Origin of the sequence: Pseudomonas sp. zfem001 (genome assembly GCF_032621725.1) — a bacterium.
In the GTDB taxonomy this organism is placed as follows: domain Bacteria; phylum Pseudomonadota; class Gammaproteobacteria; order Pseudomonadales; family Pseudomonadaceae; genus Aquipseudomonas; species Aquipseudomonas sediminis.
Window position 1 is genome coordinate 520,469 of the sequence record NZ_JAVYJI010000002.1, and the last position, 14,223, is coordinate 534,691.

10 protein-coding genes are annotated in these 14,223 nt (G+C 58.0%); 5 read left to right on the top strand and 5 right to left on the bottom strand.

The window, feature by feature from the left end; genetic code table 11:
• Positions 1-381: 381 nt before the first annotated feature.
• The gene (locus tag RTH74_RS10360; protein WP_034066276.1) at positions 382-3,072 is read left to right on the top strand and encodes an AAA family ATPase; all 2,691 of its coding nucleotides are present in this window, start codon (positions 382-384) and stop codon (positions 3,070-3,072) included.
• Between the two features lie 67 nt (positions 3,073-3,139).
• Here RTH74_RS10360 and RTH74_RS10365 read toward each other — a convergent pair whose 3' ends face one another.
• From RTH74_RS10365 to RTH74_RS10380, 4 genes are read right to left on the bottom strand one after another with little or no spacing between them, the layout of a single operon-like run.
• The gene (locus RTH74_RS10365; protein WP_075116600.1) at positions 3,140-3,604 is read right to left on the bottom strand and encodes a hypothetical protein; all 465 of its coding nucleotides are present in this window, start codon (positions 3,602-3,604) and stop codon (positions 3,140-3,142) included.
• Complete coding sequence (locus RTH74_RS10370) at positions 3,585-5,624, bottom strand: hypothetical protein (RefSeq protein WP_034066275.1); 2,040 nt, start codon at positions 5,622-5,624, stop codon at positions 3,585-3,587. The genes RTH74_RS10365 and RTH74_RS10370 overlap by 20 nt, the downstream gene beginning before the upstream one ends.
• Positions 5,621-7,351 carry a site-specific integrase gene (locus RTH74_RS10375; protein ID WP_034066273.1) on the bottom strand — a complete coding sequence of 577 codons (1,731 nt, stop codon included), beginning with the start codon at positions 7,349-7,351 and terminating at the stop codon, positions 5,621-5,623. Before RTH74_RS10375 ends, RTH74_RS10370 begins: the two co-directional genes overlap by 4 nt.
• Complete coding sequence (locus RTH74_RS10380) at positions 7,344-8,633, bottom strand: site-specific integrase (RefSeq protein WP_025297805.1); 1,290 nt, start codon at positions 8,631-8,633, stop codon at positions 7,344-7,346. The genes RTH74_RS10375 and RTH74_RS10380 overlap by 8 nt, the downstream gene beginning before the upstream one ends.
• Positions 8,634-8,813: 180 nt before the next feature.
• Between RTH74_RS10380 and RTH74_RS10385 the strand changes: the two genes are divergently transcribed.
• The 4 genes from RTH74_RS10385 (at position 8,814) to RTH74_RS10400 (ending at position 13,663) form a co-directional block, all read left to right on the top strand.
• Positions 8,814-10,154, top strand: coding sequence for an SAVED domain-containing protein (locus RTH74_RS10385; protein ID WP_420713154.1), 1,341 nt, complete (start codon positions 8,814-8,816; stop codon positions 10,152-10,154).
• The gene (locus RTH74_RS10390) at positions 10,154-11,407 is read left to right on the top strand and encodes a nucleotidyltransferase (protein WP_316914587.1); all 1,254 of its coding nucleotides are present in this window, start codon (positions 10,154-10,156) and stop codon (positions 11,405-11,407) included. Before RTH74_RS10385 ends, RTH74_RS10390 begins: the two co-directional genes overlap by 1 nt.
• 292 nt (positions 11,408-11,699) lie before the next feature.
• Positions 11,700-13,175: a HesA/MoeB/ThiF family protein gene (locus RTH74_RS10395; RefSeq protein WP_413586550.1), complete on the top strand. Its 1,476-nt coding sequence runs from the start codon at positions 11,700-11,702 to the stop codon at positions 13,173-13,175.
• Positions 13,172-13,663, top strand: coding sequence for a Mov34/MPN/PAD-1 family protein (locus RTH74_RS10400; protein ID WP_316914589.1), 492 nt, complete (start codon positions 13,172-13,174; stop codon positions 13,661-13,663). Before RTH74_RS10395 ends, RTH74_RS10400 begins: the two co-directional genes overlap by 4 nt.
• Here RTH74_RS10400 and RTH74_RS10405 read toward each other — a convergent pair.
• The gene (locus RTH74_RS10405; RefSeq protein WP_046163592.1) at positions 13,660-14,208 is read right to left on the bottom strand and encodes a 3'-5' exonuclease; all 549 of its coding nucleotides are present in this window, start codon (positions 14,206-14,208) and stop codon (positions 13,660-13,662) included. The genes RTH74_RS10400 and RTH74_RS10405 overlap by 4 nt on opposite strands.
• Positions 14,209-14,223: the final 15 nt, after the last annotated feature.

Genomic DNA, 14,223 nt, shown 5'->3' on the forward strand with positions numbered 1-14,223 from the left:
TCTGACGGTCGTGACAGTGACACGCCCTGGTCAAGTTGAACGCAATCCGTGGTCAACGCCAACCCAAATTGGTGGTCAAGAGGAGTGCAATTTCGCACATACCTGAGGACTGCTCACCACATCGCTTGCGTCGGTAGTAGCTTCCGCACTTTCCCCGTCTCTCACCGCTAAACAGCGCTTTCCGGTAGCGGACTTTAGAGCGGCTTGATACTGGCCAGCATGCAGAAATTCTGCCCGTGTAGCGTCACGACCGGACAAGCCACTAGGGTGGCGGTCAGGAAGGCAGGCAAACGGAACACGGCGAAGCACCTCGAAGGCGCTGGCCACTTGCCATCCAACTGGGCGCGGCCTTTAATCGGCGGATCTGGAAAGGAGACGGATATGCCATTGTTGGACGAGATTATTGGGTGGGCCGGCGGACTCAGACCCTGGCAGCAGGAAGCACTGCGCCGGATATTTGCCCGGGCCGAACTAACCCAAGATGACATCGAGACCATTCTGCGAATGGTTCGCGAGCAAGAACGGGAAGACGCAACCACGGGGGGAGCACGGCCATTCACGCTGGACGACGTACCAGGCGCCGGAAGTGGCGCAACCGTGCGGTTGGTGGGTGTCTCGGGGCTAGACCAGGTAAACGGCTTCCCGTCCGGTCGTGCCTTTGACCTCGCACCGGAGGGCATGACCATTTTCTTTGGTCATAACGGCGCCGGCAAATCCGGCTACGCCCGCGTCTTCAAGAATGCCTGCAACGCTCGGCATCGGGTGGAGGTCCTGCCCGACGCTTTTGGGGCGGCAACCCCAGCTAGACCGCCATCAGCAGATTTCGCCATTTTGGTGGATGGCACTCCGGAAACCGCACGTTGGGTCCAGAACGGGCCGGCCCATTTGCATTTGAGTTCGGTCTCGGTCTACGACGCGGCCTGTGCCAATGACTACATCGACGCGGAAGGGACCCCTGCATTTCAGCCCTACGGACTCACTCATCTGACGCGCCTGGTCCTACTTCAGCGTGATTTACAGGCACGGATTGGGACCGAACGCAATGCCTTGGCTCTGGATACCCGGCAATTCGAACCGCTGAAGGGTGACACCGAAGTCGGCCGCTACATCGCCAAATTAGGTGGGGACTCGGACCGCGCCGTGCTTGCTCGATTAGGGACGGTCGGTGACGATGAACTCCGGCGACTGGAGTTTCTGAAGCGGACATTACTGGAAAGCGATCCTGTGCCGCAGGCGCTGGCCTTGGAACGTTTGGCGACACGCTTGGACCAGGCGCAGCGTCGAGCCGAGGAAGTCCAGCGCTGGGTGAATGATCGTGCCATAGCACGGGCAAAGGAACTGATTACAACGGAAAAAACCGCGCATCTCGCCATGCAACTGGCGCAAGCGCGTCTTCAGGATCGAGACACACTGAACGCCATGGAGTTGCCGGTAACGTCCTCACCCACCGCCACGCTGCTGGAAGGCACAGGAGCTGAACTCTGGCAAACGATGTACCGAGCCGCTGAGGCTTTCTCTCAGCAGACGGCATACCCTGAACATCCCTTCCCGCACCTGGAACCGGACGCTTACTGCGTACTCTGCCAGCAACCTTATTCAACGGATGCCTCGGAGCGCATGCGGCGTTTCGCGGCATTTGTCGCCGACAGCGCCACGGCGGATGCGCAAGCCGCCACGCTTGCGCGCATGAACGCTCTAGGGAAGGTGCAGGCTGTCGATCTAAACGTTCTGGATGTGCCAACACGGGCTGACGTGGAGGAGCGACTGCCCGACCTACACGCTGCCATCACCGCAGCGGCATCGGTCTGGACCGCCCGGCATACTTGGGTTAGCCAAGCCCTGCAAACTGGAAACTGGTCCCCCGAGTCAGAACCGCTTCCTATCGAAGCAAACCTCGATAGTCTCTTCGCCGCCAAAGCTGCTTCGCTCCGAGTCGACGCCAATACCCTGCGGACCTCTGCCGATCCCGCTGTACGCTTGGCGCTGACCCAAGAACTGGCAGAGCTAGAAGCCCGACAACGCCTCGCCAACCAGCTTGGCGCGGTGGAGCGCTTTGTTCAGGACAGTCAGGCCCATGCCACATTGAGCCGCTGCCATGCCGCCCTCAACCCAGCGGCCGTGTCACGCAAACTGACGTCCCTGGCGGCGACGCATGTGACCGAGGCTCTGGCCGCTTCCATGAATGCTGAGTTGAAAGCCCTGGGCTATAAGCGACGGGTGCAACCCGACCTGAGCGGGCGCACAGAGCTGGGGGTGACCAAGGTCACACTGCGCCTGCAGGAAATCACGGCGAAAGCCTCCAAGGTGCTGTCAGAGGGCGAGCAGCGCGCGTTGGGGATGGCTATGTTCCTCGCCGAGCTCGAATCCCTGCCACATACTTCGACCGTTATTTTCGACGATCCGTCTACGTCGCTGGATCACGTATATCGTCGGGCCATAGCTCGGCGTTTGGTAGCGCTGGCTGAGACCCGCCAAGTGCTGGTGTTCACCCATGATGCGGTGTTCCTGACCGAGCTCGCGATGGCGCTTCAGCGTGCTGATCGCTCGGCCAGCTACAAGACCATCGGTTGGGACGAGTCGCCGGGACTAGTGAGCGAGGGGCTGACGTGGGCGACGATGGACACCAAGGCCCGCCTGGCCGATCTCGAAAGTCGTGCGAAAGCGCTGAACGTTCCGGTCGGCAGCGACCCGGATGATGAGCTTGAGCGGCAAATTGCATCGGGATACTCAAGCCTCCGAGGCACTGTCGAGCGCGCCATCCGCGAGGTTTTTTTGAACAATACCGTCCAGCCGTTCAGTGATGTGGTGAGCGTAGAAGCATTTGGTGCTGTCATTGGCCACCCCGCAGAGGAGTGGGAGCAGTTGCTGGCAGTGTATGCGCGGGCCTGCGAAGCTACCGAGGCCCACGACACCCCAGGCGAGCGCCAACTACCGCTTCCCGCGCGCGAGGAGTTGCTCGGCGATATCGCCCAGGTCCTGGAATTAATCAAAAACGCGACTAAACGCCGAACTGCCTACGAGAATCTACGCCGGGAGCGAACCGCGCAACGCAAGAAGCTCTTCGGCGGCTAGCCCGACGTTTCATGCCGGGCTGGTCGGGCATGGCTGTGTTTCTTTCGAATATTGCGAGCTCTCCGTTTCAAAGTTTTTTGTGGCCTCGCGGATTAAGAGGAAGCACATTGGAGGCCGGCAGTTGGCGCTCCAAGTCCGCAATACGGTCGTACAGCTCAAGAATGGTGGCGTCGGCCTCACCGAGTAGGCTGGCTAGGTGGTCACGCTGCTGCGTGATTTCCTCGATCCGTTCTCGAAGTCCACGATTTTTTCTGCGGGCTAATAAGCTGACTTGGCGCACTGATGGCGGACGTTGCTCAGCGTGTCCTTCCACGTACTTTTGGATCTCAGCGATCAGTAGGGGGAAACGAGCTTTTTTCAGTGCAGAGGGGTCGCTGCCGGCTTCCTTGGCAACGTTGTTCTGACTTACGGGCGTCCCCTTCGGCAGTCGTTCGGGCTTGTTGCTCTTCAGCCGCTCGAACGCTGCGCGATACTGCTCGCCGGCACCCATTCGCTTAGCCGGGTCAGCGGATTCAGGTTTGCCGGATGACATGGCGATAATTCTCCACACTACGTTTCTGGGCTTCCAACGAAGACCTTAGCGGACTATCTACCTCGGCAGCGGCCAGGCGCTCATCCAATACTGCCTCCAACACTTCGACTTCGTCGAGTTGCTCGGGGTCATAGAGAACGTCCGCACATGGTTTGGTTTCTCCGGGGGAATCGCCCCCTCCGCAGCGAGCGATATTGTCGATGCCCCCATAGGGACAGGGGGTACGGCTCGTGCAGATGCCCAGCAAAATCGGTCGATGAGTGACTGTCCCCTTCTTAGCCAGATTGATCGCTTTCTTAGCATCAGAGGCTGAGATCAGGCGGACAATCTCAGATTTTCGCTTCTCGCCGTGGGGGCTGACGAATCGGTTGCTCGTCAGCTGTTGCAGCTGCCTACCCAAAGTTTCGTACATGGTGCGGACGTAGTAGGTGTGGGCCTTCTCTTCCAGCCGTACCCTGGAATGGTTTTGCCCGTAGTAGAGACTCATCGCTCTGGCGACGTGCTTTAGCTGAAACTGCAATGAAGCGTCGCTGACCAGCCCGGATGCCTGCATATTCACTGCGCCGGTTCGTCGGAGTTGATGCCAGGCCAATGGCCAGATTTTGCCGACCGCAAACTCGTCGGTCAGCGTCGGCGTCACCAACCGAGCCAATGCGAAATCTTCCGGCGTAATGCGCAATTGCTCAGGGTCGAACAGCTTGTCGAACCACTGAAGCACATGGGCATAGCTCGGAATCGATGGCCGAATCGTGCGGTTGATCTTGGTGAACTTCGTTCCCCACGGTTCAAGGCAATAATCAAGCAGATAGCGCTTGGCCGGATCATCCGGCACCGAGGCCTCGCCGGGGGGAGAATCGCATTCTGCGCGGAGGTCTGCGACCACACGCATGGCTTCAACTGCCACCTGAGCTGACGGGGACGTCACCCAAAGTGCCTCAGAATCCGACATCGTCTTGGTCGTTCGTCCGCGCAATACATGGATGTCGCCAAACTGCGGATCACGTTCTATGTGCAAGCAATCGGCGCGCAGGTTCCAAGCCTCTTCGACTCGCATGAGGCTGAAATTCAGCAGATAGCACAGTCCAGATCGGCTCACGAGGTTGAGGTAGCGACTCAGAGTTTGAATGCGAATTTCGTCGTCGCTCACTCCCAGCCAGCGACGAAATAGTTCCACCATGCCAAACCGATGCGCTGTGTCGATGAATGGGCCGTAGTACTGCCGCCCAGTCCACTTTCCGTTTGATCCATCCGACGGCCACTGAAACGGATAGAACGATTGTGGCCTGCGTTGTCCTTGGAGACTGGCAGAGTTGTGCCGATAGGCAGCCAGACAGAAGCGGAAGCACTCCTCGACTTGGCCTCGATGCGCCAAAAAGTCATCCAGGCATTCACGCAAGCGTGTGATTTGATAGTGCCAAATGCGGGGCGGGATATAGGGGGTCTGGAGCTTCTGGTGGTCGGGCATGGCCGCTGCGAGGCGTGCCAACCCTGCGCGATCCAACAAGGTGAACCCCAGCGCATCCCGCCGCTCGTACAGTTCGTGCAGCAATGCCAAAAACTCACCGGACCGGGAAGCCTGGAGCACCTCCGGGAGAAGGTCGGCAACGCGCGGAAAATGACTCAGTTCGGATGCGAGAATGCCTTCTTGAGTGCACAAGACGAACAGCCGACGCATCTGGTCGAAGCGCGTTTTCAGGCCTCGGTATCCACGGGCTCCATTGGGGCCGTATAGCCACCAGCCGATTACGGTCCGCAATAAATCGGCGTTCGCAGGATCGATCGCGGCGACATATTTCTTAGCTGGGCCATCGCCGAAATTGAGAGTGAGCCGTTTTCCCGCCCACGCGTCGAGCCGCCAAATGGCATCGCCCCAACGGCTCACCACCTGGCCAGCGGCATCTATGATGACCGGCCAATCACGCTGCGGTGGCCAGCACGGCGGACGGTAGTTCGGCGCATCAGGAATCGCTAGGGGCGAGTCGATGCCGAGGCCAAGTTCGGAAAGAATATTTTTCGTCATGCTGATCTTTGTCGCAGTTCTGCCAATTGGATGAAGCCATCCCAGGCCGGGTGGTAGTCACCTTCACTTATGCGCGCTCTGGCTTCTTCGACCCAAAGCCTGCGGACCTCGCTACTTTCTTCGAAGAAGCGCAGTTTGGCCGTCAGCCGATCGATCACTAGCAGGGCCGGATGCTCTGTCGTCAGGTGCTTACCCGAACTGGGTGGGCGGTAGCGTGCCAGTTCAAGCGATTTGAGGTGGCGCAAGCTACCGAGAGACCACACATGATCCTCACTTTCGATATCCCGGTGCTGGGTACAGAACAGGCAACCGGCAGCATTGATGCAGTCGGGTCGCGGACCATTCTTCGGCATCGTGCCCACTGGTTCAGGTGTGGCCGATACACATCTACCAGGAGCAGGAGGTGAAAGGGACGGATCGGTTTGCTGATGGAAGCGCGTAATTTCCACCATAGCGATCTGCGGATGGGGGTCGGCATATACGCGTATCAGCGTTTGCACCGTATGCTGGGCCAACTCCGCAACCTGTTGGGGATTCTGGGACTCCCGAAGCAACCAGTTGATGCGCGTCCCGCGCAGTTTTCGCGGTCTCACTATCGGTATGCCAAGCTCGCGGCAGATGCGCGTAACGTTCGTGAACTGCGTCGCCTCTTCTAGGATTCGTCCCCCGCTACGTATAAGCGGAAAGAGCAAACCATCCGGCTCATTGGGAAACCATTCGGAACGCCATTCGAGATAGCGCTCGAACCACTCTCGATAACTGGCAAAAATCTCGAATAGCACTTCTCCTTCCCGTCGTTTTTTGTAGGTACGTACCTGGTAGCCGTCTAAGTGGCTGGTGTAATGAAACTGCTCAACCCGCAGGGTATGTGCTTGCTGGAGGTTCATACCGGTCTGGGCGATGAACATCAGCAATTCACTCTCGATCCGTAAATTGACGATGGGGAAACGGGTCCGCAGTGTCCGATCTGCATCGTGGGCGGCACGCGCCGCCAGGGATGCTTCGATTTGCGCTTGGTTTTGCGGCCTGGTACGGCGGGCCGCTACTTTCTCGGGGCTCTGCAATCCCGACCATAGTTCCAGCACTTGGCCGGTGCGTAACGAAATACACACTGGGAGGGGGGCCATTGTCCCCCTCCAGGTCAATGCCTCGCATACGTCAGCTAGAAGGTGTCCGAATGCGAAGGTGTTTTGCAGACTCTGCTTGTCCGCTTTGCTCGTATGTACCTTGCCTTTGCCGCGCGGCTTGCGAATACGTGTGCTCTTGCTCAGGCTTGCTTGGCGGTCCAATGCTCGGTCCAGCATCGTCGCCGTGAGCCTGGTGAGATCGTACAGGGACCCTTCGCTGAAATTACGTTCGACTCGATGACGCTGGAGCAAGTGATCGGTCCAACGAATGAACGTGTCGGCCGCCGTCTCGAGACTGAGATTCACGTTTTCTGAATCGATCCAGGCAAAGAATCGACGTAATGCACTGATCTTGTTCTGCACCGAGAAGCGACTTCCGCCACCAGCAAGGTCGTCAGTCATGTGCTCATGCAGCCGCGTCACCAGCTCGAAACGTTCCGGCAAGGGACTGCCGAGTTCGCTCTGCGCGATCTGGCGGCCCACATGCTTCACCTTTGCTGCTGCACCTCCGCGAAACAGCAGTGGCCGGAGGTCCCAGGGCGTTTCAGTGGCCCCATACTCAAGCATCGGGAAAGTGAGGTCGAATTCGGAACTATCCATCGTACCGCGCCCCAGCGCCGATCCCGCTAAATGCCGCCATGAAGCTATTTGAGAGGGCTTGTTTGATCGGCAGTGCCTGTACGAATCGGATGTATTTGAAGGTGGTGGCTTCAGAGTTAGGCCCGTGGAGCAACGCGTCGCTGACCGTCGCAATTACAATAGCGACATCGGCACAAGCCGATAGCGCCAGACGTGCCAATTCGGTACCGAAGGTGCAGCGCGACTGATGGAAGCGGAATTTACGGAGCACCTGTAGTTCTGCTTTGACGCCCCGTTTTCGAAACTCGGACATCTCAACATTCACAGCAGATGACTGATCGGTGCCGCGCCTGCCATAGGCGTTACCAAAGCGGGTCAAGAACAGCAAGTCACGATTCTCGGGCGAGGCTTTCGCCTCTCGTTCCATCCTCCGCCAGCCTTTGGCATATTCCAGCAATTCATCACGCAACGCTTCGGGTATCCAGACCTGGCCAGTCACACCGAATTTCGTGTGCACTGGCGGAGCTGCGCCTGGACCAACTGCAAGGCGTAGAAGCCCTTCAGCGGAAGGGTCGGGGGCGGCGCGCTCCAGAGACTGAATCTTGAGATCACAGATGCTGCCGAGCCGCATCCCGGTAAAAAATCCAAGGGCCAACATGAGGTAGAGCTCGGGCGTGGCGTTCTCTGCGGCGAAATCCAGAATTGCATCGCGATCGGTCTCCGAGACTGGCAACAGCCCATCTTCAAGCGTTTGGCCTGGGCGCTTACGGTTCGGGATGCTGAGGTCGGTGGTGGTTCCGCTGATCGTTCGCTCGAACCCCACCCGGTCGAAGTATTTAACGACGTAGGGCTTTTCCCGCCACAGCTGGACGTGTGGAGAAAGAAGCTCCCTATGCCTTACCCACCGATAGAACATGATGCAATTGCGCATGTACTCAGACGCCGTGGATGGGCTGATCTGGCCGGCATCGCGCATCTTGATCAACGCCCCTCGGTATAGCACCAGGCAGCGGTCAGCTTTGCGAGCGGGAAACTCGAACCACTGCAAATCACGAGATTCAAGAAATTTAGCGTAATTGAGAAGGCCATTCATGTTACTGGCAACGGTCTTAAGAGAAGCGTCACCAGTCGTTGCTCGCTCCACTGCCCACAGGTTTGCCTCCCTCCAAGGTGCATAGTCTGCCCAAAAGATTTGGGGCAAGCCCTCAATGGATGGCCGGCTGCTACTGGGGGAGTATGCGACGGCGTTCTCTCTGCGCACGAGGTAATGGGGCACGAAATGAATGCGCTCTAGCGTCGCCATTCAACGCCCCTGGGACGCTTAACAATGTCCATAGATAGAACTCAATAGCTTAGGCGTCCGCACTATACAACTTACTCTTATTAGTCCTCTGTGGCTCAGCGGGTGGATAGGCATTCAAATCAGCTTCGGAACCAATCCGAATACTCACTGGTTAATTTATGGACCGTCCTAGCGCTGCAGATGCAGGCTCATTCGTGCGCGCAAACTGCTCGCAGGCTGCAGTTCTTTTGCGAAGCAACATCATTTGAGCTGCTTCGCTTCAGCCCCTTGAATTCTGGCGTGATGACCTCATTTGCTCTTAAAGAGCCAGTACGCATCCGTGATCCAGGTGTCCAAGGAGGGCAAGTGGAAAAACAAGAAAAGTCTAAGCCTGCCAACGGGCGTTACGATACCGATATTGAGACGAAACGCATCGTCTGGATCCAATCAGCTGGACATTGCGAGCTCTGCGGTACTGACCTCACGTACGATTATCGTGCAGGAAAGCCAATGAAATGGGGCGAGGTAGCCCACATCCTGCCAGCCAGCCCGAAGGGGCCAAGGGGGCGCGATGATCATGATGAAACTAAGGCCGAGTCGCTCACCAACGATACCGCTAACCTCATGCTGCTCTGCCCTGGCTGCCATGAAAAGATCGATCGCGATGCTGATGGCTACCCAGAAAGCGATCTGAGCGGCCTGCACCAGGCGTATTTGGAGCGAATCCGGCTGGCCGCAACCACGCCTGACGGCGGCAGAGCCATTCCGCTGATAGTGCAAAGTCAGCATTTCGCGACGATCAACGACATCCCTGTTCGTGATCTGCTGGGTGCAATGTCCGCAGAGGGACTAACTGCATTCGATCATGCCATCAAGATCACTTTTCCTGCCCCGAGTCATCGTGGCAGGGATGCCCACTACTGGCAGAGCATCCAGGACAGCGTTCAGCACGAGTTAGAGCAGCAGCTAAGGCGTCGTGGTGGAGCCTATGGTGATGCCCCGACCCTGGCCGTGGTGGGATTGGCAGATATTCCGGCGCTGATGATGCTGGGACAATCCTTGGGCGATCGCTCCAAGCGCCTGCTCTTTTCATTCCACCGCGAGCATCAGCTGCGCTGGCCTGACCAGTCAGCTGAACCGCCGGAGTTTTTGTTCACTCCCCCAGCGGATGGGGATGGCCCGCTTGCACTGGTGCTGTCTATTTCCGCTCAGGTCCCGCTTCGCGACGTCGAAGAGGCATTGCCTGGCGCACGTATCGCAGAGTTAAGCATTCCAGAACCGAGTTACGCGATGGTTCAGAACCGTCGCGTGATTCACGCTTTTCGCGACGCCCTACAAATGCACTTGAGCCGACTTGAGGCCGCGACGGCGGACACAATTCATGTGTTTGCGGCTATCCCAGCCGCGTTGGCAATTGAATTCGGTGCCTTGCTTACCACGCAACACAGGCACCCTTACCTGATTTTTGATCGAGACAAAGACAACCAAAACAGGTTCACGCCAACACTACAGTTGGGCCACCAGGCCCAGGAGGTCCGCTGATGTCCATGAGCAATGAACAGACCAAGCGCGGGAGCTGGGAACACTTTCTGCTCCGCGCAGCACGGGAGATCTCGCTGTCGGAAGCACAGTACGAGAAGATCAGCGATCGATACTCCCAGCTGCAGAAGATCCTTAATGCATCCAGCGATCCGCTACTGGCAGGAGCACATATTTTTCCTCAGGGCTCCATGCGCCTGAAGACGACGATCAAACCCGTTTCTGGTGCTCCCGAGGATCTGGACACCATCGATGCGGACGCCATCATTTGGCTTCCCCATGCCCAGGGGGCGGGCGCTCAAGCAATTCTGGAGGCTATCGAAGAGCGATTCAGAGCCGGCAGCCGCGTTCAGGAAGAAATCAAACCGCTGCGTCGCGGCATCCGGATCGTCTATGCCGACGAAAACCCCGGCTTCCATATTGATGTCACGCCAGCGCGTGCCATCAATGGGAACTCTCAGGGCAATGGCGAAGGTAAGCTGGAAGTGCCAGATCGGGAGACAGGATGGAAGGCGAGCAGCCCCATCCCCTACTCGAACTGGCTGCAGGTCGCTTCTACCCAGACGATCTCCTTCGAGGAGCACCTGGCTGTCGCGAAAAGTCAGCGTGCCTTTGATGCCGCCACTCAGGATCCGTTGCCTCAATATGAGGAGTACCTCGATCAAGACCCACTTCGGGCGACGATCAAGCTGCTGAAGCGGCATCGGGATGAGTGGGCCATTCGGACCAAGAATGAGAGCTTCCGGCCTATTTCAGCAGTCATCACTACACTCGCCACTCATGCCTACCTGGACGTGGCGAAAGAGTCTCAGTCGAGACCGCTAAGGCCGCTGGACGCGATCCTCGAAATCGTCCGGAGGATGCCGGATCACGTCAAACACCGCGGGAACGAATGCTTGGTCTGCAACCCCGCCGACAACGGTGAAAACTTCGCGGAGAAATGGAATAGACCGAGTGAAGGACATCGCTACCGCCGGGCGTTCCAAGACTGGCACTCGAATGCCAGCGTATCCGTGTCAATGGGGCTTGAGAGCTTCGAGTCCGCAGAGGCCTTTGCCAAGGCAGTTCAGGAAAACTTTGGCATCGGCCCTGCCTTCATCTCGGCAGTGAATGGCGAGATTCCGTCCAACTGGACGATGCCAGGCCGCCCGGACGGAACCACCCGAAACTCCGCGTCGATGGGCGCATTGTTTGGCGGTGTCAGCGGAACAGCGAACTCACAAGAGGATGTGAAGCCAGTTGGGCGTCTTGGTTGATCAGATGGAGACTCCTCTGCAGCGGGGCATAACCGCGCTGCAAAGCGCTCTTGGCGAAGATGCCGCACTTGCACTGCTTCAGCCTGCAACCACACGAGCAGACGAAGCTGCGAGTTATTACTTTCCTTTGCCCGTCGACTATACGGGCACGGAGCGGCGGCTACGTATCAGCTTTCCGAGGAGTTTCCCCCGCGGCGGATTAAGGCTTACTGTCGAACCTTCGCCATGGCTTATATGGCCCCACGCCATGGAAGTCGGGCTCTGTCTGCATGGCTTCCAGGAGCGCCCAGTGATGGGCACCCCTGAATACGTGGTGTCGGATAGCCTAGCTCGGTTACGCAAGATCGTGAGCTTGTCCCAAATGGGGTCATGCGTGGCTGCCCGGGATGCCGAGTTTCGGCGCGAAATCACATCCTACTGGTCGAGGCAGCAGGGGCTGTCTCTACAGAACCTTATTCTTCTGGATCGCCCCCAAGCTGCCTCGAAGCTGTTTGCCCTAAGCGATCCTCGACAAGCGTTGCCGTCCGGCCAGGAAACAGTCTGGCTCGCAACAGATCTGTCATCGCTGAAAAGGCACTGCAGACGCACGATTGGCAGATCCCCCAGGATGCGTGCTCCCGAGACCCCAGGCTTCTACGCAAAGCTTCAGAGTTATCCGGACCTGCGCATTCCGGCCCCGGAGTTACTGCTCACATGGCTCATTCCACACCTTGCTCCTGGCGACAGCATGCAGCTGCTGGCTTGGTTCAATGAGCGTGGCTCGCTACCTAACCGCTGGATCGCTTTGGAGCTTCCGGGAGATGCCGGTGCTCCGATCTACTGCCTTAACGTTCGCGCGTACGGCCCGCAGTTGGATCGAGGATCAAAGTTCTACCTGCGTTCAGCTCGGCGCCGGCCAGCAGTAGCAGTCAGCCATCCCCCAGTGCTGATCCGAGCAACGACCCTGGATGTGCTGGATCGGACAGAGATTCTGTCCCGTGACCTCAGCGGTGTGGCGCAGAATCTGGAAGCGGCTCGTGTAGTTTGTGTTGGAGTGGGCTCGTTGGGTAGCACGGTTGCTCTACAGTTGGCGCGCTCGGGTGTTGGGCATCTGACACTCATTGACCCGGATTACTTGGTGTCGGCGAATCTCGGCAGGCATGTACTCGGGGCCGATGACCTAGGCCTGGCCAAGGCCGAAGCGCTTCAGGAGCGAATTCGCAAAGACCTACCTACCACGGAGGTCGCTGCGTTCGCTGACTTCGCTGAAGTGGTGATGTACCAGAATCCCGAGGTATTTGATAAAGCGGATCTGGTCGTAGTCACCACTGCGGATTGGCAGTCAGAGGTGGCTCTGTGGAGCTCCAAGTCGAATGGCACATCCTGGGGGCTACTCCAGGCCTGGAGCGAACCTCATACGCAGGTGGGGCATGTGCTCCTTGCACCATCGGGTGCATTTGATGCTCGAGGCCTATTCACAGAAAACGGTGAATTTAGGCACAAGTTCACCGAGTGGCCGGAAGGTGGCGTTGTCGCCCTTCCCGCCTGCGGAGAGAGTTTCATCCCAGGTGGTTCTCTGGGAATGGTGAACATTGCTTCAATGGTCTCTCAGGCCGCATTACGAGCATTGAGCGGCGACACCGGAGCCCCGATCTGGGTCAGCAGCATCAATGGCCCCCACGACGTGGCGACGCTGGGAGGACAGTATCTTGGTCCTGAACTACCTGCTGGCATGCAGCAGGCTCAGTTGGAGCGTGATTGGCCGGAGCAGTTGGAGACAGCTCGATGACGGCAATCGCCTGGCAATGGAGCTGGCCCGGGGTGGACACGCATCTGTTGGTATCGCAGGACGTTGCGAATCTGTTGGAGCGCTATCGGCAGAGGCGCTTCGATGTGGAGCGTGGGGGACAGCTATTTGTCGACCCCGCAAGCGCTGCCGGACTGGTACTTGCCTTGGCGACTCCCCCCCATCGAGATGATCGGGCTGGAAGAGCTTGGCTGGAGTTGAATGCCCATCGCTGCCGAGATGAAATTGAACGAGCCAATGCTGCCGGGCTCCGACTGGTGGGGTACTGGCATACTCACCCGCAAAGCATTCCTATGATCTCCCCCACTGATGTCGGGAGTTTTTCCAGGTTTGCAGCGCGCTACACGCAAGATCTGCCGCATCCGCTGGCAATCATCGTGGGCAACTCCAGCAGCCCTGAAGGCATAAAGGCTTGGTCCTTCAGGGAGGGGCGTTATGTTGAAGCTGCATGGGGTAGCTGGCCAGGTTAGCGGTTACACCCTTCTGCCAGCATTAGCGCAAAGAGCTCCGCTTGAAATCGTGCATCGTCCAACGCGTTATGGTTGGGTGCGCTTTGGGGGTTGAGCCGAGCTGTCATTTGCGAGGATTTAGTTTCCTTCCAGCGGCATCCGGTAACCCCCATGTAATACGCCTTCATGTCGAGTGCGGTGAACCCAAAGGGGTTCGCCCCAGAATACTTATGGAAGTAGTAGTTGATGAACGACCAGTCGAACGGGGCATTCAGCCCCACAAAAACGACTTTCTGATCTGCCGAACATAGCTGGTTCAACCATTGTTCTAGCTTGAGCATCGCCGTCTGTGGGGCTAGCCCTTCGTTTTCGAGCTTGGTGAGGTCAAGGCCAGTTACGGCGACAGCCTCCGGATCGTGCTGTAGGCCGTCTGGCTGGAGCTCGAGATAGATTGACTGAGCGGGTTCTGAGACGACGCAAGCGCCGATGGAAAGCAGGCTATAGATGCCCGGTACCGGCCCGGAAGTTTCTACGTCGACGGAAACATAAAGCTCATCGCTCACCATTTCACCCCTTTATTT